Raw genomic sequence first — 21263 nt, 5'->3', positions numbered from 1 at the left:
TTGCGACGCTATCCCCGCGCTGGCCGCGCGATGCGTCGCCGATCATAAAACTCCAGAGTCGTATCTATGTCTTTTGAATCTCTTGGCCTGGCCGAACCGCTCGTCAAAGCGGTCAACGAGCTCGGCTACACATCGCCCACGCCGATCCAGTCGCAGGCGATCCCCGCCGTGCTCGGCGGCGGCGATCTGCTCGCCGGCGCGCAAACCGGCACCGGCAAGACCGCAGGCTTCACGCTGCCGATCCTGCAGCGCCTGCACACCTTCTACGCCGAACACCATCACGCGAAGCGCGCGGTGCGTGCGCTGATCCTCACGCCGACGCGCGAACTCGCCGCCCAGGTCGAGGAAAGCGTGCGCGCGTACAGCAAGTACCTGAAGCTGCGCTCGACCGTGATGTTCGGCGGCGTCAGCATCAATCCGCAGATCGACGCGCTCAGGCGCGGCGTCGACATCGTCGTCGCGACGCCGGGGCGCCTGCTCGATCACATGCAGCAGAAGACGATCGACCTGTCGCAGCTCGACATCCTCGTGCTCGACGAAGCCGACCGGATGCTCGACATGGGCTTCATCCACGACATCAAGCGCGTGCTCGCGAAGCTGCCGCCGCGCCGCCAGAACCTGCTGTTCTCGGCCACCTTCTCCGACGAGATCAAGGCGCTCGCCGACAGCCTGCTCGACTCGCCGGCGCTGATCGAGGTCGCACGCCGCAACACCACCGCCGAGACCGTCGCGCAGAAGATCCACCCGGTCGACCGCGACCGCAAGCGCGAGCTGCTCACGCATCTGATCCGCGAGCACAACTGGTTCCAGGTGCTCGTATTCACGCGCACGAAGCACGGCGCGAACCGGCTCGCCGAACAGCTGACGAAGGACGGCATCAGCGCGATGGCGATCCACGGCAACAAGAGCCAGTCGGCGCGCACGCGCGCGCTCGCGGAGTTCAAGAACAGCACGCTGCAGGTGCTCGTCGCGACCGACATCGCCGCGCGCGGCATCGACATCGACCAGCTGCCGCATGTCGTCAACTTCGACCTGCCGAACGTGCCGGAAGACTACGTGCACCGGATCGGCCGCACCGGCCGCGCGGGCGCGACCGGCGAAGCGGTGTCGCTCGTGTGCGTCGACGAGAAGCAGTTGCTGCGCGACATCGAGCGGCTGATCAAGCGCGAGATTCCGCAGGAAGTGATCCCGGGCTTCGAGCCGGACCCGAACGCGAAGCCGGAGCCGATCCAGCAGCGCCGCGGGCAGCAGCCGCGCGGCGGCGGCGGTGGCGGCAATCGCGCGCCGCGTGCGGGCGGCGCGGGCCAACCGGCCGCGAAGCGCGACGGCGCGCCGAAGTCGTCGCAGCCCAAGGCGGCACAGCAGAAAGCCGCGAAGCCGGGCAACGCGGGCGGCAATGGCCCGCGTCCGGCGAGCGGCGGCGGTAGCGGGCGGGCGGCCAACGGCAACGCCGCGCACGCGAACCGCAATCGTTCGTCGCGCAGCGGCCAGCGCGGCCACTAAAGACGCGCGGCCGCGCGCCGCAGGTGCTCGACCTGGCGTTGCCAGCGTTCGAGCACCGCGGCGCGCTCCCCTTCCAGCGCAAACGTGACGCCTGTCGCGAGACGCGCATAGCCGACGCGCTGCGCATCGCCGTGCGCGATCGTCGCGACGAAACCCGCGAGCCCGCCGAAGTCGCCTTCGAGCGGCTCGATCTTCAATTGCGCCTGAAAGAACGCGCCGTCGGCGACGAGCGTCAGCGCGGCCGCGCGCCGTTGCGCGAGCGCGCGCGCCGCGCGCGATTGCGGCCACAGCGCGAGCAGCAGCACGCGCGCATCGCGCGCGTAGATCTCGCCGACGCTCAGGAGCGTCGTGCGCAATTGGCCGTCGTCGGTCGCAACGATCAGCGACGCCGCGACGTCGGCCTTGCGCTCGAGCGCCGAGCCGTCGAACAACGACGCGACGGCCGGCGGCCACGCATCGAACGTCCATTGCTCGAGTGCGCGGCGATGTGAATCGGTCATGATGGAGCGGCCTCGTCGAACGTGAAGGATGCCGCAGCATACCCGCGGCAGGCCGCCCGGCAGGCGGCGATCAGCGGAAGAACACGTGCTGCGTGAGCTTCGTGAGCGGATAGTGAACGCCCGGCTGGATCTTCGCGGGCAGCTCGAGCGGCTTGAGCAGCATCTTCACGCACATGTCCGCCGACAGGTTGCGACGCACGAGCGCATTGATGCGCGCGACCCGCGCGCGGCTGTATTCGCCGTCGCCGATGCGGTCCGGATAGCGGATCGCGAACACGTGGCGCAGCGCGATCTCCGAATCCTCGTTCTTGATTTCCAGCACGCGGCGCGTCAGCGCGCCGAGCACCGCGAGCCGGCCGTTGCCCTCGAGCTGGTTGTACTTCTTGAAATATTTGAAGAAGTGCTTGTAGTGGCGCACTTCGTCCGTGCGGATGTTGTCGGTGATTTCCTTCAGCACGGGCTCGTCCGAGCACTCGTTGATCGCGCGATAGAGCGTGGCCGTGCCCGTCTCGACGACGCAGCGCGCAACCATCTCGAGCGCGCGGGTCTTCTCGAACGCTTCGATCGAGCAGGTCTTCGAGTACTCGTCGAAGAAATTCGCGAAGGCGGTATCCCAGTCGAACTCCGGCCAGACGTGCGCGATGTAGGCCTTCAGCGCGCGGCCGTGCTGCAATTCTTCGTGCTCCCATGCATTGTTGAGCCACGCCGACACTTCCGGATCGTCGTTGAAGAATTCACTCAGGTTGCTGGTGTAGAGATCCGAACCGCTCTCGATGAACGACGCCGCGCACAGCAGCAGCAGCAAATCCTCGTTCGCCGCGGCGCGCTGACGATCGATCCGCGTAAGGTCGATGTCCTCGATTCGCCACGGCATGACATGCGTCGTTTCAGTCTGCATGGTGTTGCGCTCCCAGTCGTCGCGCGGCGCGCCGGCCCTTCCCTTCGGCACCGGCCCGGCGCCCGCAGGCGACGTTTTGCTTGCATTTATAGTGACTTGGTCCGGCCGAACCATCCTGGCATCTTAGCCGGAGATTTATGTTCGTGCTTCAACCACTGACCGTACCCGGCGCGCGCAGTTCCACCCGCCATGTTGCGCTTCGTTAGACGGGTTCTTCGAACCCCGCACGTGCCACGACATGCGCCACGTCAAGCCGGCTGGTCGGCTGGTCGGCTGGTTGGCTGTTTTGCCGATCGCCCTCGGATCGGCGCCGCCGCCGACTGGAAGCGTTCCGTCAGAAACCGGCGGCGAGCCCGTCGCGCCGGCTGTCGCTCGCGGCAACGTAGCCGCGCTCGGGATCGTCCCGGTCGAGCCGCCACACGAACTGGCCCGAGCCGAAATCCATGTAGGGATCGTCGACCGACTTGATCGTGTGGCCGCGCACCGCGAGCGCGCCGACCGTCGCACGATCCATGCTCGACTCGACGTCGAGCGTGAAGTCGCGGTTGACCTTCCAGCGCGGCGCGTCGCACGCCGCCTGCGGCTGCTGGCCGTAGCCGAGCATCCGCACGATGGTCTGCAGATGGCCCTGCGGCTGCATGTCGCCGCCCATCACGCCGAAGCTCATCACCGCGTCGGTGCGGCCGTCGGCCTGTTCGGTCACGAACGCCGGAATGATCGTGTGGAACGGCCGCTTGCCGCCCGCGACGACGTTCGGCGATGCAGGGTCCATCGAGAAGCCGTACCCGCGGTTCTGCAGCGCAATCCCCGTACCCGGCACGACGAGGCCCGAGCCGAAGCCCATGTAGTTGGACTGAATGAAGCTCACCATCATCCCGCGCTCGTCGGCCGCCGACAGATAGATCGTGCCGCCCGACGGCGGCCGGCCGTGGCCGAAGTGCGTCGCGCGCGCCGGGTCGATCCGCTTCGCCCGTTCGGCGAGGTACGCGTCGTCGAGCATCTGCGCCGGCGTGACCTCCATCGCGCGCGGGTCGGCGACGTAGCGGTAGACGTCCGCGAACGCGAGCTTCATCGCCTCGATCTGCAGGTGCTGCGATTCCGGCGAATCGACCGGCCACTCGGCGACGCCCGCGTGCTCGGCGATGCCGAGCGCGATCAGCGCGGCGATGCCCTGCCCGTTCGGCGGGATCTCGTGAATCGTGTAGCCGCGAAAGCGCTTGCCGATCGGCTCGACCCATTCCGGCCGGTATGCGCGCAGGTCGGCTTCGGTCAGTGCGCCGCCGCCGTCGCGCGCGAACGCGGCGATCCGCTCGGCAAGCGCGCCCTCGTAGAACGCGCGCGCGCCGTCCTTCGCGAGCGTGCGCAGCGTCTGCGCATGGCCGGGCAGGCACACGCGCTCGCCCACCTCGGGCGCGCGGCCGCGCGGCATGAAGGTCTCCGCGAAGCCCGGCAGCCCTTTCAGCTCAGGCACCGCGGCCGCCCACTTGTGCGCGACGATCGGTGGCACCGCATGGCCGCGCTCGGCAATCTCGATCGCCGGCTCGAGCAGGTCCGCGAACGGCAGCGAACCGAACTTCGCATGCAGCGCCTCCCAGCCCGCGACGACGCCCGGCACGGTGACCGTGTCCCAGCCGCGCATCGGCTTTGCGTGCGTGGCCGTGCGCGTCCTCGCCGTGACGCCGGCGGAAATAGTCGGCGTTCCATGCGGCCGGCGCGACGCCCGACGCATTCAGCCCGTGCAACCGCCGGCCGTCCCACACGAGCGCGAACGCATCGCCGCCCAGCCCGCACGACACCGGCTCGACCACCGTGATCGCGGCCGCGGCGGCGAGCGCCGCGTCGACCGCGTTGCCGCCCTTCCACAGCATCCGCAGGCCAGCCTGCGCGGCCAGCGGATGCGACGTCGACACGACGTTGCGCGCGAACACCGGGATGCGCGTCGTCGGATACGGGTTGTGCCAGTTGAAGCCGGTCATCGATTCCACCTCGAAGGAAACTGAATGAGCGCGCGAACGCGGACAATCCGCCATTGCAGCGCGATCGGCACGGTCGCGCAAATTCATTCGTCACATGAATCCATGCATTGCGCACATGAATCATCGGCGGCGCGCCAAGCGAGCCGCGCCCGGCCTGGCGGCCGAACACCCTTACAATACCCGCTTCCGTGTTCACGCCTTCGGCATCGAGCCATGACCCGAGACCCTCGCCTCACCCTCAACGCGCGCCAGCAGGAATTGCTCGAATGGGTGCAGCGCGACGGCTTCGTGACCGTCGACGATCTCGCCGCGCACTTCGCGGTGACGCCGCAGACGATCCGCCGCGACGTCAACTGGCTCGCCGACCTGAACCTGCTGCGCCGCTACCACGGCGGCGCGAGCCTGCCGACGAGCTCGGAGAACGTGTCGTACACCGCCCGCCAGCGGATGTTCCACGACGAGAAGCGGCGCATCGCGGCGCTCGCCGCGTCGCACATCCCCGACCAGGCGTCGCTGTTCATCAACCTCGGCACGACGACCGAGGAGGTCGCGCGCGCGCTGAACCGCCATCACGGGCTGCACGTGATCACCAACAACCTGAACGTCGCGTCGATGATGAGCGGCTACCCGGACTGCGAGGTGCTGATCACGGGCGGCATCGTGCGGCCGTGGGACAAGGGGATCGTCGGCGAGCTGGCGATCGACTTCATCCGCCAGTTCAAGGTCGACTACGCGATCATCGGCACGTCGGCGATCGAGACCGACGGCACGCTGCGCGACTTCGACACCCGCGAGGTGCGGGTCGCCGAGGCGATCATGCAGCATGCGCGCACCGTCTATCTCGTGGCCGATCATTCGAAGATCGGCCGTCCGGCGCTCGTGCGCCAGGGGCACCTGAGCCAGGTGCACGCGCTCTTCACCGACAAGCCGCTGCCGCCGGACATGGCGGAGACGGTCGCGGCCGCCGGCACCCAGGTGTACGTCGCGGAATGACCGTCGCGATGCTGCGCCGCACCCAGAACTTCAAGTGAAATCAAGAAGTTGGCGGCACAGCAAGACCGCTTGCCGCGCATCCGCCTGTCAAACGGAAAATTAATGGGGCGCGATTTGGCGCTGCCCGCGCGCTCGACTAGACTCCAGTTCCCCGGCCTGTTCGTCCGTCCCGCCTGTGCCAAGGCGCGGGCGATCCGTTGGGCCGGCGAAAGCAGCTTTTCCCCCCAAGCCATACCCCCGCTGGGTATCGCGCACCGGCCGCCGAGCCGTGTGCGCGGGCAGTCCGGATGCCATGGAGAGAACGATGCTGAGTCCGCATGAATTCGCCACGCTACTGCTTGTGAAGGACGCTCCCGATCAGGCCGACATGGATCGCGATGAACTCGACGCGCTGCTCGAGCAGCAACTCGTCCGGCTCGAAGGGCTCGGTTCGGGACGCAAATACTGCGTGACCGAAACCGGCGACGCGGCATTGCGATCCATCAAATGCCGCTTTTCCTGACCTGACCGCGGCCGGCTTCCGGCCGCCCCCTCTCTCCTCTCGCCCAGGCCGGGCGGCGACGCTCAGCCGCCGCGCAGCGTCGGATCGACCGCCGCGCGCCAGCTGATGGCCTTCGCGCGCGCGTCGTTGAAATACGCGACCCAGCCGGCCCGCGCCGACGCGTCCGGCGCCGCATAGCGCGCCGAAAGTTCGTTTACGAACGTGCAGTAGCTCGCTTCCGACAACCCGCGATACCGCTTCGCGACATACGCATCGTAGATCGCCGAGTAGACCGGCTGCGCATCCGCGCCCCAGTCGCGCGCCGTGCCGCCGCACGCCGTCTGCAACGCCACGAACGACGGCGCCCGCCAGCTGCCTTCGAGCGGCGGCGTGCCCGCGCACCCCGCCAGAAGGACGGCGCAAACGCCGGCCCGCATCCCAATACGCATGATTCACCTCATGAAACGGACGATTCCGCCAGTATCGTCCGGGATCGCCCGGCGCGCCACCCGCCCCTCCCCTCTTTTTCGAACTTTACTTTTTCGAATTCGTTCGTTAAATTTCGAATTCGAACATTTCTTGTTCGTCAATTTCCATCAGACGATAAGGACAGCAGGTGACCCAACCGAATCGCTACGATCTGCTCGTCGTCGGCGGCGGCATCAACGGCGCGGGCATCGCGCGCGATGCGGCCGGCCGAGGCCTGTCGGTCATGCTCTGCGAGCAGGACGATCTCGCGTCGCACACGTCGTCGGCCAGCACGAAGCTGATCCACGGCGGCCTGCGCTATCTCGAGTACAAGGAATTCGGGCTCGTGCGCAAGGCGCTGCAGGAGCGCGAGACGCTGCTGCGCGCGGCGCCGCACATCATGTGGCCGCTGCGCTTCGTGATGCCGCATATGCCGAACCTGCGTCCGGCCTGGCTGATCCGCATCGGCCTGTTCCTCTACGATCACCTCGCGAAGCGCGAGCTGCTGCCTGGCTCGCGCGGCATCGACATGCGCCGCCACGCGGCCGGCGCGCCGCTGATCGATTCGATCAAGCGCGGCTTCGTGTACTCCGACGGCTGGGTCGACGACGCGCGCCTCGTCGTGCTGAACGCGCTCGACGCGAAGGAGCGCGGCGCCGAGATCCTGACGCGCACCAGGCTCGTGTCCGCCGAGCGGGTGGGCGACGAATGGGAAGCGCGGCTGCAACTCGCGGACGGCTCGATCAGCGTCGTGCGCGCCCGCGCGATCGCGAACGCGGCCGGCCCGTGGGTCGGCGACGTGCTGCACGGCGCGCTCGGCCGCGGCGCGCAGCACAGCGTGCGGCTCGTGAAAGGCAGCCACATCATCACGCGCCGCCTGTTCGATCACGATCACGCCTACATCTTCCAGAACCCGGACAAGCGGATCATCTTCGCGATTCCGTACGAGCGCGACTTCACGCTGATCGGCACGACCGACGTCGAATACACGAACGATCCGGCCAAGGTCGCGATCGACGGCAACGAGACGCAATACCTGTGCGAGTCGATCAACCGCTACTTCAAGCGCAAGATCTCGCCGGCCGACGTGCACTGGACGTATTCGGGCGTGCGCCCGCTGCTCGAGGACGAGAACGCGGCCAATGCGTCCGCCGTCACGCGCGACTACCGGCTCGAGATGGACGACGGCGCGGGCGCGCCGCTGCTGTCGGTGTTCGGTGGCAAGATCACGACGTTCCGCAAGCTCGCCGAGGAAGCCGGCGACCTGCTGTGCCGCGCGCTCGGCCGTGACGCCGCGCCGTGGACCGCCGGCGCGCCGCTGCCGGGCGGCGACATCGCCAACGCGAAGTTCGACGCGTTCGCCGCGCAGTTCGCGGCGCGTCATCCGTGGCTGCCTGCCGAGCTCGCGCGCCGCTATGCGCGCGCGTACGGCACGCGCGCGGAACGCGTGGTCGGCAATGCGAAGTCGCTCGCCGAGCTCGGCGCGGGGCGATCGCGCCGGGCATCCACGAAGCCGAACTGCGCTACCTGCGCGACGTCGAATGGGCGACGCGCGCACAGGACGTGCTGTGGCGCCGCTCGAAGCTCGGCCTGCACGTCGCGCCGGGCACGCTCGACGCGGTGACGGCCGCGCTCGACGCGTGGTTCGCCGCCGCGCACGCGCAACACGCCTGACCGTTTTCGACTCACCCAAATCGCGCCGCCCCGTGCGGCGCGAATCACAACTAAGCCAACTACGGATGGAGATGAGAGACATGCAGGAACAGTACATCCTCGCGCTCGACCAGGGCACGACGAGCTCCCGCGCGATGCTGTTCGATCGCCAGGGCAACATCGTGTCGACCGCGCAGAAAGAATTCGAACAGATCTACCCGCAACCCGGCTGGGTCGAGCACGACCCGCAGGAAATCTGGTCGACGCAGGCGGGCGTCGCGGCCGAGGCCGTGACCCGCACCGGCCTGAACGGCACGTCGATCGCCGCGATCGGCATCACGAACCAGCGCGAGACGACGATCGTCTGGGATCGCGAGACGGGCCAGCCGGTCTACAACGCGATCGTCTGGCAGGACCGCCGCACCGCCGACTTCTGCGACACGCTGAAGGCGCAGGGCCTCGAAGCGAAGGTGCGCGCGAAGACCGGCCTGCCGATCGACGCGTACTTCTCCGCGACCAAGATCCGCTGGATCCTCGACAACGTGCCCGGCGCGCGCGACCGCGCGAACCAGGGCAAGCTCGCGTTCGGCACCGTCGACAGCTGGCTCGTGTGGAACTTCACGAAGCACGAGCTGCACGTGACCGACGTGACGAACGCGTCGCGCACGCTGCTGTTCAACATCCATGCGCGCCAGTGGGACGACGAGCTGCTCGAGCTGTTCGACATCCCGCGCAGCATGCTGCCGGAAGTGAAGGCGTCGTCCGAGATCTACGGCCACACGAAGACCACCGTGTTCGCGTCGAAGATCCCGCTCGCCGGCATCGCGGGCGACCAGCAGGCGGCCCTCTTCGGCCAGATGTGCACGACGTCGGGCATGGTGAAGAACACCTACGGCACCGGCTGCTTCCTGATGATGAACACCGGCGACAAGCCGATCGAGTCGAAGAACAACCTCGTGACGACGATCGCGTGGCAGATCGGCGACGACGTGCAGTACGCGCTCGAAGGCAGCATCTTCATCGCGGGCGCGGTCGTGCAGTGGCTGCGCGACGGCATGGGCATCATCAAGAGCGCGGCCGAGATCGAGGCGCTCGCCGAGAGCGTGCCGCACACCGACGGCGTCTACCTCGTGCCCGCGTTCGCCGGCCTCGGCGCGCCGCACTGGAACGCCCATGCGCGCGGCTCGCTGTTCGGCGTCACGCGCGGCACGACGTCCGCGCACCTGGCGCGCGCGGCGCTCGATGCGATCGCGTACCAGTCGCTCGACGTGCTCGTGGCGATGGAGGCCGATTCGGGCATCAGCGTCGGCGAACTGCGCGTCGACGGCGGCGCGAGCGCGAACAACCTGCTGATGCAGTTCCAGGCGGACCTGCTCGGCGTCGACGCGGTGCGTCCGCAGATCACCGAGACGACCGCGCTCGGCGCGGCCTACCTCGCGGGCCTCGCGATCGGCTACTGGAAGAACCTCGACGAACTGCGCAGCCAGTGGCAGCTCGACCGCCGCTTCTCGCCGTCGATGCCGAAGGAGCAGGTCGAACGGTGCATGGCCGGCTGGCAGCGCGCGGTGCGCGCCGCGAAGGCGTGGGCCGACGACGCGCAGTAACCATTCGTCATCCATAACGCATACAACAATGACCGGCGGACCGCGCAGCGCGCGAGTCCGCCGCGACATACGAGAGACAACATGTCACCTTATATCGCAGAATTCATCGGCACGGCCATTCTCGTGCTGCTCGGCAACGGCGCGGTCGCAAACGTGCTGCTCGCCAACACCAAGGGCAAGGGCGCGGACCTGATCGTGATCGTGTGGGGCTGGGCGATGGCGGTATTCGTCGCCGTCTACGTGACCGCGTCGTTCAGCGGCGCGCACCTGAACCCGATCGTGACGATCAGCCTCGCGCTCGCGCACAAGTTCGCGTGGTCGAAGGTCGGCGGCTACATCGTCGCGCAGATGCTCGGCGGGATGGCGGGCGCGCTGGTCGTGTGGCTCGCCTATCGCCAGCACTTCGCGAAGGAAGCCGATCCCGACCTGAAGCTCGCGGTGTTCTGCACCGCGCCCGCGATCCGCAGCGTCCGCCACAACGTGCTGACCGAAGCGATCTGCACGTTCGTGCTGATCCTCGGCGTGCTGTACCTCGCGTCGCCGCAGGTCGGCCTCGGCGCGCTCGACGCGCTGCCCGTCGGCCTGCTCGTGCTCGGCATCGGCATCTCGCTCGGCGGCCCGACCGGCTATGCGATGAGCCCCGCGCGCGACCTCGCGCCGCGCCTCATGCACGCGCTGCTGCCGATCCCCGGCAAGCGCGACAGCGACTGGCGCTACGCGTGGATTCCGGTGATCGGCCCGCTGATCGGCGGCTCGCTCGCCGCCGGGCTGTACCTGACGCTGCACGCGCCGCACTGACCGGCGGCCCGCATCGCCGAAGCAACGCAGCCCGCGCGCCGCAAGGCCGCGGGCTGTTTCACTGTGGCGCCTGCCGCGGCCCGACATCGGCGCCGGCACCGGCCGCCGATCGGCCGGCGCCGGCGCGCTGTCGCCCGGCAAAGCACGTATCATGGCGGCTGACAGGCGTCGCCGACGCCCCTGCTTCTTCACCATCATGCTCGATCACCTCATCTGCGACTGCGACGGCGTGCTCGTCGACAGCGAAGTCATCGCCGACCGCGTGCTGCTCGACACGCTGTCCGCCACGTTCCCGCACATCGATTTCGAGGCCGCCGCGAAGACCGCGTTCGGCCAGCAGACCTCGCGCTTCCTCACCGGGCTCGAGACGCGCTACGGCATCACGATGCCCGACAACTTCATCGAGACGATCGAGCACAACATCGAGGCCGGTCTTGCGCAATCGCTCGCGCCGATCACCGGCGTGCGCGACGCGCTGCTGAAGGTGAGCCTGCCCGCGGCGGTCGTGTCGAACAGCCGCCTCGCGCGCGTGCGCAGCTCGCTCAAGCGCGCCGCGCTCACCGAGATCTTCGGCGAGCGCGTGTTCAGCGCCGAGCAGGTCGCGCGGCCGAAGCCCTACCCCGACGTCTACCTGCATGCGGCGCGCACGCTCGGCGTCGCGCCCGGGCGCTGCATCGTCGTCGAGGACAGCGTGTCGGGCCTGAACGCCGCACGCGCGGCCGGGATGAAGACGATCGCGTTCGTCGGCGCGAGCCACATCCCCGACAACTACGCGGATGCGCTGCGCGCGATGGGCATCACGCGGATCATGCGGAAGATGGACGAGCTGCCGTCGCTCGTCGCCGCCGGCATGCGCGGCGAGTTCGGCGACGTGCAGTCGTAACGGCAGACGGCGGACGGCGGACGGCACGCCGCCGGAAACCCGGCGCGCCGCTCGGCGCAGCCGGATCGCGTTCGCGCTACGCGTCGCTCATGCAGCGCTCATGCAGCACTCACGCGCGGCCGCAAGCGCCGCGCGGAATTCCACCAGCTCAGCGATCGTCAGCATCGGCAGGCCGTGCTGCTGCGCGAAACGCGCGACATCGTCGCCGCGCGTCATCGTGCCGTCAGGGTTCATCAGCTCGCACAGCACGCCGGCCGGCTTCAGCCCCGCAAGGATCGCCAGGTCGACCGTGCCCTCGGTGTGGCCGCGGCGCGCGAGCACGCCGCCCGGTTGCGCGCGCAACGGAAACACGTGGCCCGGGCGCACGATGTCGTGCGGCGTCGCGTCGTCGGCGATCGCCGCGCGGATCGTCGTCACGCGGTCGGCCGCCGACACGCCGGTATGCACGCCTTCGCGCGCCTCGATCGACACCGTGAACGCGGTGCCGTTGCGGCTCTCGTTGGTCTGCACCATCGGCGGCAGCGCGAGCGCGCGCACCTTGTCGTCGGTCAGGCACAGGCAGACGATCCCGCTGCATTCGCGGATCAGCAGCGCCATCGTTTCGGGCGTGATCCGCTCGGCCGCGACGATCAGGTCGGCTTCGTTCTCGCGGTCGTGATCGTCCTGCAGCACGACCGCGCGGCCCGCGCGCAATGCGTCGAGCGCGGCGGCGATGCGCGGCGGCACCGGTTCGGAATCGAGCAACGGGAGATCGGCGAAGGCGTCGGCAGGCGCCGGCGAACGGGGCGAACGGGACGAAACAGCGGAAGCAAAGGACATGTGAAACGCTCCTCGCAATACGAAGTGGGCGAAAAACGTTTCAGGGCATTTGCAAACAGACAGAACGGCAACCCGCTTCGCGCGCACGGCGAAGCGGCCCTGACGGACATGACCATCTGCACATCTTCTCTCATCCGGACTGTGACCGTCGGCTCTGGCATTCGACCAGATCTGCTGACCCCGCGCATGACGCGCGGGCGCTCGCGGGCTCGCCGGCTTGACGCCAGCCTACCGCCGGTGGGGAATTCCACCCCGCCCTGAAGACGCACTGATTGCCGGACGAACCGGCGGGCAAAGCATACAACAGCCGCACGCGCGGCGCAGCGAACCGCATCTAAAACCTTACTGACGACCCCGTCTAATGTGCGCCGGCCGCACCTGGCCAGCCGCGCCTGGCCGGCCGCACCTAGCCAGCCGCGCGCGCCGCATCCGGCACGAGCCAGCGCGGCGGCACCTCCGGGCTCACCGTCACGCGAAACGCGCGCGCCTCGCTGTCGCCCGGATTGCGCAGGCTGTGCGGCTGGTCGGCGTCGAACACGATCGCGTCGCCGGTCGCGAGCAGCTGGCGGCGATCGTGCACGCTCACCTCCAGCGTGCCTTCGCTGACCACCAGGTTGATCGTCGTGCCCGGCGCGCGGCGCACGCCCGCCTCGGTATGCAGCGGCGCGATCCGCAGCTCGTGGAACTCGGCCGCGGCCGGCTCCCCTTCCGGATGCAGCGCGCGCGCCGAGAAGCGCCCGTTCGCGCTGACGACGCGCGACGCGCGGTCGGCCGCGAGATGCTCGAAGCCGTTCACCGCATGGCGGCGCAGGAACGCCGCAACCGACACCTTCAGCGCGGCGGCGATCTTGCACAGCACCTTGATCGACGGCACGCTGCGCGCCGACTCGATCTGCGCGAGCATCGCGCGCGACACGCCGGACAGCCGCGCGAGCGCATCGAGCGACAGCTGCCGCTCGGCGCGCAGCCGCGCCAGATTGACGCCGACGACCTGCTCGAGCGCGTCGAGCGACGCCTGCGCCCGGACATCGGCGGCGTCGCCGGACTCCACGGAAGACACATCGTGCACCAGCGCCAGGGGTGTAGACATAGCATGACCTCCGGGCCGCCGTGCGGCCCTGCAATGGGGTAAGCCGGAATCGGAGTGCGCCATGCACGGCGCGTACTGACACGCTATCACCGGGCCCGGAGCGGGCAAACGAAGTTATCTTCACACCGTTATCAGCATCGCGGCGCAATGGGTGTTTCACGCGGCGTCTGCGCTCGCACCTTGCCGGGATGGAGCCGGCAAGGGGCCGGAACCCACCGGCACGGCGGCGCGCGCCCGCAACCGGCCACCGGTCCGGCGGGCCGCGAAAAGCTATAATAGAAAGCTTTCCCGACGGCCTTTCCTGTCCAATGCGCGCCATATCATGCAGCGTGCATGCAGCGCGCGGCCGTCCCGATTCACCCTAGACGACGCCCCCAGGTCAACCACTGCGAACGGCGAATCCCCATGACGAAAAAAGTTTACGTAAAGACCTTCGGCTGCCAGATGAACGAGTACGACTCGGACAAGATGGTGGACGTGCTCAATGCCGCCGAAGGCCTCGAAAAGACCGACACCCCGGAAGACGCGGACATCATCCTGTTCAACACCTGCTCGGTGCGCGAGAAGGCGCAGGAGAAGGTGTTCTCCGACCTCGGCCGCGTGCGCGAGCTGAAGGAGGCGAAGCCGGACCTGCTGATCGGCGTCGGCGGCTGCGTCGCGAGCCAGGAAGGCGCGTCGATCGTGTCGCGCGCGCCGTACGTCGACCTCGTGTTCGGCCCGCAGACGTTGCACCGCCTGCCGCAGATGATCGACCAGCGCCGCGCGAGCGGCCGCGCGCAGGTCGACATCACGTTTCCCGAAATCGAGAAGTTCGACCACCTGCCGCCCGCGCGCGTCGAGGGCCCGAGCGCGTTCGTGTCGATCATGGAAGGCTGCTCGAAGTACTGCAGCTACTGCGTGGTGCCGTACACGCGCGGCGATGAAGTGTCGCGCCCGCTCGACGACGTGCTGACCGAAGTCGCGGGTCTCGCCGACCAGGGCGTGCGCGAAGTCACGCTGCTCGGCCAGAACGTGAACGCGTACCGTGGCGCGCTGACGGCCGGCTCGTCCGAGATCGCCGATTTCGCGACGCTGATCGAATACGTCGCCGACATCCCCGGCATCGAGCGGATTCGCTACACGACGTCGCACCCGAAGGAATTCACGCAGCGCCTGATCGACATGTACGCGAAGGTGCCGAAGCTCGTGAACCACCTGCACCTGCCGGTCCAGCACGGCTCCGACCGGATCCTGATGGCGATGAAGCGCGGCTACACCGTGCTCGAGTACAAGTCGGTGATCCGCAAGCTGCGCGCGATCCGCCCGGACCTGTCGCTGTCGACCGACCTGATCGTCGGCTTCCCCGGCGAGACCGAGGCGGACTTCGACAAGATGATGGCGCTCGTGCACGAGATGAGCTACGACACGAGCTTCTCGTTCATCTACAGCCCGCGCCCCGGCACGCCGGCCGCGAACCTGCACGACGACACGCCGCGCGAGGTCAAGCTCAAGCGCCTGCAACATCTGCAGGCGACGATCGAGGAGAACGTCGCGCGCATCAGCCAGTCGATGGTCGGCAAGGTCGAGCGCATCCTCGTCGAGGGCCCGTCGCGCAAGGACCCGAACGAGCTCGCGGGCCGCACCGAGAACAACCGGGTCGTGAACTTCCCGGCGCCGCTCGCATCGCACCCGCGCCTGATCGGCCAGATGATCGACGTGAAGATCAATCACGCGTATCCGCACTCGCTGCGCGGCGAGCTCGTGCTCGCGCACGACGACGCGAGCACGGCCACGCACTGACGCCCCACGGGACACAGGAGCACGACGCCACTTTGAAGCCCACCCAAGCACTGGAATTCACCGCGCCGCGCGACGACAACGCGCGCCTCGCGAATCTCTGCGGCCCGCTCGACGAGAACCTGCGGCAGATCGAACAGGCGCTCGACGTCACGCTGCAGCGGCGCGGCCACCGGATCGCGATCCGCGGGCGCGGCGCCAAGCTCGCGCTCACCGCGCTCGAAAACTTCTACAACCGCGCGCGCGATCCGCTGTCGGTCGACGACATCCAGCTCGCGCTCGTCGAGGTGCGTCACACGGGCGGCAACGGCCGCGTCGAAGACACGCTCGACGTGCGCTTCCGCGGCGACCCCGACCATCCGTTCGACGAGCCGGTGATGCGCGTCGACGACGAGGAGCTGGAGCCCGCGCCGAAGCTCTACACGCGCCGCGCCGACCTGCGCGGCCGCACACCCGCGCAGCGCGAATACCTGAAGCAGATCCTGTCGCACGACGTCACGTTCGGGATCGGCCCGGCCGGCACCGGCAAAACCTATCTCGCGGTCGCGTGCGCGGTCGACGCGCTCGAGCGCGACCAGGTCAAGCGCATCGTGCTGACGCGCCCGGCCGTCGAGGCCGGCGAGCGGCTCGGCTTCCTGCCGGGCGACCTCGCGCAGAAGGTCGATCCGTACCTGCGGCCGCTGTACGACGCGCTGTACGACCTGCTCGGCTTCGACAAGACCGCGAAGATGTTCGAGCGCCAGATGATCGAGATCGCGCCGCTCGCGTACATGCGCGGCCGCACGCTGAACCACGCGTTCATCATCCTCGACGAGGCGCAGAACACGACGCCCGAGCAGATGAAGATGTTCCTCACGCGGATCGGCTTCGGCTCGAAGGCGGTCGTCACCGGCGACACGAGCCAGGTCGACCTGCCCCGCGCGCAGAAAAGCGGCCTGATCGAGGCACAGCAGGTGCTCGGCGGCGTGCGCGGCATCGCGCTCACGCGCTTCACGAGCGCCGACGTGGTCCGGCACCCGCTCGTCGCGCGCATCGTCGAGGCATACGACGAGTTCCACGCGCAGCACAAGGACGACTGACGCGCCCGCTCGTCACGCCCGGCCCGGCCCGCCCCACGGCGCGCCGGGCGTTTTTTCGGCTGCGCGGCGCGCGTCTCCCGCGCCGGCCGAATTCGGGCGGGATTGGCCGTTTGGTGTATCCTCATCGCGTTCCAATTGCCCGACGCGTCATGAAATCGTCCCGCTCCCGCAAGTCCGTCCGCGCCGACCAGGCCACGTCCGAAACGCTCCGTCTTTCGCTGTTCGATGCGAAGGGCAAGGTCAAATCCGTCGACGCGCAGGGGCTGCGAATCGATTTTCCCGACGGCCGCAGCCTGATGTTCGACCTGTCGGGCGCGTCCGGCGAAGCCGCCGTCGCGATCGTCGCGCAGCACGCCGATCCGGCGATGCGCGCGAAGCTCGCGCTCCAGCCCGAGCACTACGACAGCATCACGCTGCACGTCGGCGCCGAACCCGCGCCGCCCGACGTCGGCCTCGATGACGAAGCGATCCGCGATCCCGAGCTCGACCTCGCCGTCCAGTACGGCGACGAGATCACCGGCGACGTGCGCAAGGCGTGCCCCAAGCGCAAGCTGATCGCCGAATGGATCGCGCCCGCGCTGTTCGCCGACGCGCAACTCACCGTGCGCTTCGTCGGCGAAGAAGAAGGCCGCTCGCTGAACGACAGCTACCGGCACAAGGACTACCCGACCAACGTGCTGACCTTCGCGTACGACGAAGCGCCGGACGGCACCGTGATCGGCGACCTCGTGCTGTGCTGCCCGGTCGTCGAGAAGGAGGCGCGCGAGCAGGGCAAGCCGCTCGACGCCCACTACGCGCACCTGCTCGTGCACGGCGTGCTGCATGCGCAGGGCTACGACCACGAGACGAGCGACGAGGACGCCGCCGAGATGGAAGCGCTCGAAGTCGACATCCTCGCGAAACTGGGCTTCCCGAACCCGTACCGGTAAGCCGCCCCGCCCCCGATGCGCAACGCCGCCACGCTCCCGCCCGCGTACCCGCCGTCGATCGGCGAGGGACGGCTGCTGACGGAAGACGAGCTCGCGGCGTCGCTCGCGTACACGATGCGCGACTGGGACGGCCGGCAGGATCTGTGGCTGTTCGGCTATGGGTCGCTGATCTGGAATCCCGGGCTGCCGACCGTCGACGCCGTGCACGGCAAGGTGCACGGCTATCACCGCGGCCTCTATCTGTGGTCGCGCGTGAACCGCGGCACGCCGGAGCGCCCGGGCCTCGTGCTGGCGCTCGACCGCGGCGGCTCGTGCAGCGGCATCGCGTTCCGGCTCGCCGGCGCGACCGCGCAGCCGCACCTCGAAACGCTGTGGAAACGCGAGATGCCGATGGGCTCGTACCGGCCCGCGTGGCTGCCGTGCTCGCTCGGGAACGGCGAACGCGTGATGGCGCTCGCGTTCGTGATGCGGCGCGATGCACCGACCTACACCGGCAAGCTGCCAGACCGCGTCGTGAAGGAAGTGTTCGGCTGCGCGTCCGGGCGCTACGGCACGACGCTCGACTACGTGAGCCGGACCGTCGACGCGCTGCGCGCGAGCGGCATCCCGGATCGCGCGCTGGAAGGACTGCTGGCCCGCTGCCGCTGACGTGCAGCACGGCCGCCCGTCGCCCTCACCGCCCGCTCACCTTCGAAGGACGCCCGCCATGACCTCGCCCCGCTGGCCGCGCTGCAAAACCGTCGCACTGATCGTCGTCGCGAGCGTCGCGCTGTCCGGCTGCGGCGTATTCGGCTGCGGCGGCGCCGCGACCAACGGCGGGGCGGCCGGCGGCTGCTCGGCCGGCATGCGGTTCTGAACCCGGCGGCCCGCCGCCGGCGGCAAATCGTCGCGCTCCACCCCTCGCCGAAAAAGACGCCCGACCGGCCGGTCTGCCCGGAATTTCGTCCAACGCTGCCCCACCGCACCTTTCTGAGATAGGATGGAAACGACAGGACGGCGTGGCGCCGAGCCCGCCTGTCCCCGAGCGGGGCTTGCGCGGCTGCCCGTCCCGGCCGGATGGCCGGGGTGACACGGTCGCGCCTTGCCCTTGGTGTATCCTTGCCACTTCCGTGACAGCGCGCCCCGACGTGAACCGGGCGCACCACCATGAACGATTCGTATCCCAGTCGAAAGTCCAACGACAAACCGCATGAAAAGCGCTCGCTGCTCGAGCGCCTGACCGACTTCATCTCGCCCGAGCCCGAATCCCGCGGCGCGAGTTGCTCGAAATCCTCCAGGACGCCCACGAACGCAACCTGATCGACGCCGATTCGCTGTCGATGATCGAGGGCGTGTTCCAGGTGTCCGACCTGTGCGCCCGCGACATCATGGTGCCGCGCGCGCAGATGGACGCGATCAACATCGCCGACAAGCCCGAGGATTTCATTCCGTTCGTCCTCGAAAAGGCGCACTCGCGCTACCCCGTCTACGAGGAGAACCGCGACAACGTGATCGGCGTGCTGCTCGCGAAGGACCTGCTGCGCTTCTACGCGGAAGAGGAATTCGACGTGCGCGGGATGCTGCGTCCCGTCGTGTTCATCCCGGAGTCGAAGCGCCTGAACGTGCTGCTGCACGACTTCCGGGTCAACCGCAACCACCTCGCGATCGTCGTCGACGAATACGGCGGCGTCGCGGGCCTGATCACGATCGAGGACGTGCTCGAGCAGATCGTCGGCGACATCGAGGACGAATACGATTTCGACGAGGAAGCCGGCAACATCATCGCCGGGCCGGACGGCCGCTACCGCGTGCGCGCGCTGACGGAGATCGAGCAGTTCAACGAGGCGTTCGGCACCGATTTCCCCGACGAAGAGGTCGATACGATCGGCGGCCTGATCACGCACCATTTCGGGCGCGTCCCGCACCGCGGCGAGAAGCTGCAGCTCGGCAACCTCGTGTTCGAGATCCAGCGCGGCGACGCGCGCCAGGTCCACGTGCTGCTGGTGCGCCGCAGCCCGCTCGCGAGCCGCCGCGCCGAGACGTCGCACGAAGACTGACCCATCCTGACCGCCGCGCCCCGCGCGGCGTCTCCACCAACCGCTTTCGCCATCCTTCGAATCGCATGGACGATCCGATCCCGTCCCGCCCGGCAGGCGGCCTCCTCGCGCCGGCGCCCGGCCGCACGCTGCCGCGCTGGCACTACCCCGCCGCGCTGCTCGCCGGCGCGGTCAATACCCTGACCTTCGCGCCGACGCCGCACGGCGGCTGGCTGCAGCTCCTGGTATTCGTCTGGTTTTTCGCGCAGCTCACGCGCACCGCGAGCTGGAAGAGCGCGGCGCTGACGGGCGGCGCGTTCGGCTTCGGCAACTTCATCTCCGGCATCTGGTGGCTCTTCATCAGCATGCACGTGTACGGCGAGATGGCCGCGCCGCTCGCCGTCGGCGCGCTGGTGCTGTTCGCGCTGTACCTGTCGCTGTATCCGGCGTTCTCGGCCGGGCTGTGGTCGTTTTGCGCGGGCCACGCGTGGCACCGCCGCGAACCGGACCCGCGGCCGTTCTCGCCGACCTGGCACGGCGCGTTCGCATTCGCGAGCGCGTGGGCGCTCGGCGAATGGCTGCGCGGCACCGTCTTCACCGGCTTTCCGTGGCTCGCGAGCGGTTATCCGCAGGTCGACGGCCCGTTCGCGGGGTTCGCGGCGATCGTCGGCGTGTACGGGATCGGCTGGCTGCTCGCGCTGTTCGCCGCGCTGGTCGTGCAGGCGCTCGCCGCCGCCCGTCGGTCCCCCGCACGGCAGGCGGCTAACGGCGGCGACCGGCGCGTGCGCATCGCGGCGCCGGCCGGCGTCGCGCTCGCGCTCGTCGCGGCCGGCGTCGCGCTGTCGCAGGCGACGTGGACCGTGCCCGCTAACGCGCCGCTCGCGGTCCGGCTGCTGCAGGGCAACGTGAAGCAGGACATCAAGTTCGAGCAGGCCGGCATCGACGCGGCGATCAAGATGTACACGCAGATGATCACCGACAAGCCCGCCGACCTGATCGTCACGCCCGAGACGGCGATCGCGGTGATGATCCAGGAATTGCCCGAGCCGTTCGCGCGCGCGGTGCGCACGTTCAGCGACAGCACGGGCTCCGCGGTGCTGTTCGGCGCGGTCGGCGCGTCGGTCACCGACGACGGGCGCTACGTCGACTATACGAACAGCCTGTACGGCGTGACGCCGAATTCGCGCGACATCTATCACTACGACAAGCACCACCTCGTGCCCTTCGGCGAATTCATCCCGTGGGGCTTCCGCTGGTTCGTCGACCTGATGAAGATGCCGCTCGGCGATTTCGCGCGCGGCGCGCCGGTGCAGAAGCCGTTCCTCGTGCGCAACCAGCCGGTGATGGCCGACATCTGCTACGAGGACATCTTCGGCGAGGAGATCGCCGCCACCATTCGCGACAACCCGCAGCCGCCCGGCGTGCTCGTCAACGTGACGAACCTCGCGTGGTTCGGCGACACGATCGCGCTCGACCAGCACCTGCAGATCGCGCGGATGCGCGCGCTCGAGACCGGCCGGCCGATGCTGCGTGCGACCAACACGGGCATGACGGCCGCGATCGACGCGCGCGGCCGCGTGCTCGGCCAGCTCAAGCCGTTCACGGTCGGCTCGCTCGACGTGCGCATCGAAGGCACGAGCGGCTTCACGCCCTACGTGAGGAGCGGCAACGCCGCCGTGCTCGCGGCGTCGTTCGTGCTGCTCGCGTTCGGATTCACGTTCGGGCCGGGGCTGCGGCGGCGCAACGGCGAGGCTGCGCGCCGCGACAAAGAGGCATGACGCGGGCGGGCCGTGGGCCC

The 21263-nt window shown here is 68.8% G+C and carries 17 protein-coding genes, 3 pseudogenes and 1 riboswitch; of the genes and pseudogenes, 14 read left to right on the top strand and 6 right to left on the bottom strand.

Annotated elements, in window-relative coordinates; translation table 11 throughout:
• Positions 1-66 precede the first annotated feature (66 nt).
• Complete coding sequence (locus WJ35_RS13770; protein WP_060236762.1) at positions 67-1503, top strand: DEAD/DEAH box helicase; 1437 nt, start codon at positions 67-69, stop codon at positions 1501-1503.
• Here WJ35_RS13770 and WJ35_RS13765 read toward each other — a convergent pair.
• From WJ35_RS13765 to WJ35_RS13755, 3 genes and pseudogenes are all read right to left on the bottom strand, one after another.
• A complete protein-coding gene (locus WJ35_RS13765) occupies positions 1500-2003 on the bottom strand; it encodes a hypothetical protein (RefSeq protein WP_060236766.1) in 504 nt (167 codons plus the stop codon). The two genes, WJ35_RS13770 and WJ35_RS13765, sit on opposite strands and share 4 nt — an antisense overlap.
• Positions 2004-2073: 70 nt before the next feature.
• Positions 2074-2901 (bottom strand): ferritin-like domain-containing protein, encoded by an 828-nt coding sequence (locus WJ35_RS13760; protein WP_010090761.1) that lies wholly within the window; start codon positions 2899-2901, stop codon positions 2074-2076.
• Between the two features lie 334 nt (positions 2902-3235).
• Positions 3236-4877: pseudogene (locus WJ35_RS13755) on the bottom strand (gamma-glutamyltransferase family protein).
• A 213-nt stretch (positions 4878-5090) separates the two neighbouring features.
• Between WJ35_RS13755 and WJ35_RS13750 the strand changes: the two are divergent.
• Positions 5091-5870, top strand: a complete 780-nt coding sequence (locus WJ35_RS13750; RefSeq protein WP_010090759.1) for a DeoR/GlpR family DNA-binding transcription regulator — start codon at positions 5091-5093, stop codon at positions 5868-5870.
• A gap of 304 nt (positions 5871-6174) precedes the next feature.
• Positions 6175-6372 carry a phage tail assembly chaperone gene (locus tag WJ35_RS13745; RefSeq protein ID WP_010090758.1) on the top strand — a complete coding sequence of 66 codons (198 nt, stop codon included), beginning with the start codon at positions 6175-6177 and terminating at the stop codon, positions 6370-6372.
• Positions 6373-6434: 62 nt separating this feature from the next.
• Here WJ35_RS13745 and WJ35_RS13740 read toward each other — a convergent pair whose 3' ends face one another.
• Positions 6435-6800: a hypothetical protein gene (locus tag WJ35_RS13740; RefSeq protein WP_060236767.1), complete on the bottom strand. Its 366-nt coding sequence runs from the start codon at positions 6798-6800 to the stop codon at positions 6435-6437.
• Between the two features lie 167 nt (positions 6801-6967).
• Here WJ35_RS13740 and glpD point away from each other — a divergent pair.
• From glpD to WJ35_RS13720, 4 genes and pseudogenes are all read left to right on the top strand, one after another.
• A pseudogene (gene glpD / locus WJ35_RS13735) lies at positions 6968-8493 on the top strand (glycerol-3-phosphate dehydrogenase).
• 80 nt (positions 8494-8573) lie between these two features.
• Positions 8574-10076 carry a glycerol kinase GlpK gene (gene glpK / locus WJ35_RS13730; RefSeq protein ID WP_060236770.1) on the top strand — a complete coding sequence of 501 codons (1503 nt, stop codon included), beginning with the start codon at positions 8574-8576 and terminating at the stop codon, positions 10074-10076.
• A gap of 81 nt (positions 10077-10157) precedes the next feature.
• A complete protein-coding gene (locus tag WJ35_RS13725) occupies positions 10158-10874 on the top strand; it encodes an MIP/aquaporin family protein (RefSeq protein WP_060236773.1) in 717 nt (238 codons plus the stop codon).
• Positions 10875-11070: 196 nt separating this feature from the next.
• Positions 11071-11757 carry an HAD family hydrolase gene (locus tag WJ35_RS13720; protein ID WP_010090753.1) on the top strand — a complete coding sequence of 229 codons (687 nt, stop codon included), beginning with the start codon at positions 11071-11073 and terminating at the stop codon, positions 11755-11757.
• 87 nt (positions 11758-11844) lie between these two features.
• On the opposite strand, the gene ribB is transcribed toward WJ35_RS13720, so the two are convergent.
• A complete protein-coding gene (gene ribB / locus WJ35_RS13715) occupies positions 11845-12576 on the bottom strand; it encodes a 3,4-dihydroxy-2-butanone-4-phosphate synthase (protein ID WP_069239311.1) in 732 nt (243 codons plus the stop codon).
• Between the two features lie 118 nt (positions 12577-12694).
• Positions 12695-12845, bottom strand: a riboswitch (FMN riboswitch).
• Positions 12846-12982: 137 nt separating this feature from the next.
• Positions 12983-13666 carry a helix-turn-helix domain-containing protein gene (locus tag WJ35_RS13710; RefSeq protein ID WP_069239310.1) on the bottom strand — a complete coding sequence of 228 codons (684 nt, stop codon included), beginning with the start codon at positions 13664-13666 and terminating at the stop codon, positions 12983-12985.
• A gap of 405 nt (positions 13667-14071) precedes the next feature.
• Between WJ35_RS13710 and miaB the strand changes: the two genes are divergently transcribed.
• The 7 genes and pseudogenes from miaB to lnt all read left to right on the top strand — a co-directional run bounded on the left by miaB (position 14072) and on the right by lnt (position 21243).
• Positions 14072-15445 carry a tRNA (N6-isopentenyl adenosine(37)-C2)-methylthiotransferase MiaB gene (gene miaB, locus WJ35_RS13705; protein ID WP_010090748.1) on the top strand — a complete coding sequence of 458 codons (1374 nt, stop codon included), beginning with the start codon at positions 14072-14074 and terminating at the stop codon, positions 15443-15445.
• 32 nt (positions 15446-15477) lie between these two features.
• Entirely contained in the window at positions 15478-16521 is a 1044-nt protein-coding gene (locus tag WJ35_RS13700) for a PhoH family protein (RefSeq protein WP_069239309.1), read from the top strand.
• Between the two features lie 149 nt (positions 16522-16670).
• Positions 16671-17450 carry an rRNA maturation RNase YbeY gene (gene ybeY, locus WJ35_RS13695; protein ID WP_010090746.1) on the top strand — a complete coding sequence of 260 codons (780 nt, stop codon included), beginning with the start codon at positions 16671-16673 and terminating at the stop codon, positions 17448-17450.
• 15 nt (positions 17451-17465) lie between these two features.
• Entirely contained in the window at positions 17466-18098 is a 633-nt protein-coding gene (locus tag WJ35_RS13690; protein ID WP_060236787.1) for a gamma-glutamylcyclotransferase, read from the top strand.
• Positions 18099-18156: 58 nt separating this feature from the next.
• Positions 18157-18306 (top strand): hypothetical protein, encoded by a 150-nt coding sequence (locus WJ35_RS31820; protein ID WP_196222077.1) that lies wholly within the window; start codon positions 18157-18159, stop codon positions 18304-18306.
• Positions 18307-18596: 290 nt separating this feature from the next.
• Positions 18597-19486: pseudogene (locus tag WJ35_RS13685) on the top strand (HlyC/CorC family transporter).
• 65 nt (positions 19487-19551) lie between these two features.
• On the top strand, positions 19552-21243 hold the full coding sequence (gene lnt / locus WJ35_RS13680) for an apolipoprotein N-acyltransferase (protein ID WP_060236790.1): 1692 nt from the start codon (positions 19552-19554) through the stop codon (positions 21241-21243).
• Positions 21244-21263 lie beyond the last annotated feature (20 nt).

The sequence above is a fragment of the Burkholderia ubonensis genome (assembly GCF_001718695.1).
Taxonomy (GTDB): domain Bacteria; phylum Pseudomonadota; class Gammaproteobacteria; order Burkholderiales; family Burkholderiaceae; genus Burkholderia; species Burkholderia ubonensis_B.
Note: the sequence above shows the minus strand (reverse complement) of the source record. Positions and strands in the feature narration are given on the sequence as shown.

What these genes read in the sequence shown, in the direction of transcription:
- WJ35_RS13770 (WP_060236762.1), top strand. Translation starts at nt 67, where the DNA reads ATGTCTTTTGAATCTCTTGGCCTGGCCGAACCGCTCGTCAAAGCGGTC.
- WJ35_RS13765 (WP_060236766.1), bottom strand. Translation starts at nt 2,003, where the DNA reads ATGACCGATTCACATCGCCGCGCACTCGAGCAATGGACGTTCGATGCG.
- WJ35_RS13760 (WP_010090761.1), bottom strand. Translation starts at nt 2,901, where the DNA reads ATGCAGACTGAAACGACGCATGTCATGCCGTGGCGAATCGAGGACATC.
- WJ35_RS13750 (WP_010090759.1), top strand. Translation starts at nt 5,091, where the DNA reads ATGACCCGAGACCCTCGCCTCACCCTCAACGCGCGCCAGCAGGAATTG.
- WJ35_RS13745 (WP_010090758.1), top strand. Translation starts at nt 6,175, where the DNA reads ATGCTGAGTCCGCATGAATTCGCCACGCTACTGCTTGTGAAGGACGCT.
- WJ35_RS13740 (WP_060236767.1), bottom strand. Translation starts at nt 6,800, where the DNA reads ATGCGTATTGGGATGCGGGCCGGCGTTTGCGCCGTCCTTCTGGCGGGG.
- glpK (WP_060236770.1), top strand. Translation starts at nt 8,574, where the DNA reads ATGCAGGAACAGTACATCCTCGCGCTCGACCAGGGCACGACGAGCTCC.
- WJ35_RS13725 (WP_060236773.1), top strand. Translation starts at nt 10,158, where the DNA reads ATGTCACCTTATATCGCAGAATTCATCGGCACGGCCATTCTCGTGCTG.
- WJ35_RS13720 (WP_010090753.1), top strand. Translation starts at nt 11,071, where the DNA reads ATGCTCGATCACCTCATCTGCGACTGCGACGGCGTGCTCGTCGACAGC.
- ribB (WP_069239311.1), bottom strand. Translation starts at nt 12,576, where the DNA reads ATGTCCTTTGCTTCCGCTGTTTCGTCCCGTTCGCCCCGTTCGCCGGCG.
- WJ35_RS13710 (WP_069239310.1), bottom strand. Translation starts at nt 13,666, where the DNA reads ATGTCTACACCCCTGGCGCTGGTGCACGATGTGTCTTCCGTGGAGTCC.
- miaB (WP_010090748.1), top strand. Translation starts at nt 14,072, where the DNA reads ATGACGAAAAAAGTTTACGTAAAGACCTTCGGCTGCCAGATGAACGAG.
- ybeY (WP_010090746.1), top strand. Translation starts at nt 16,671, where the DNA reads ATGAAATCGTCCCGCTCCCGCAAGTCCGTCCGCGCCGACCAGGCCACG.
- WJ35_RS13690 (WP_060236787.1), top strand. Translation starts at nt 17,466, where the DNA reads ATGCGCAACGCCGCCACGCTCCCGCCCGCGTACCCGCCGTCGATCGGC.
- WJ35_RS31820 (WP_196222077.1), top strand. Translation starts at nt 18,157, where the DNA reads ATGACCTCGCCCCGCTGGCCGCGCTGCAAAACCGTCGCACTGATCGTC.
- lnt (WP_060236790.1), top strand. Translation starts at nt 19,552, where the DNA reads ATGGACGATCCGATCCCGTCCCGCCCGGCAGGCGGCCTCCTCGCGCCG.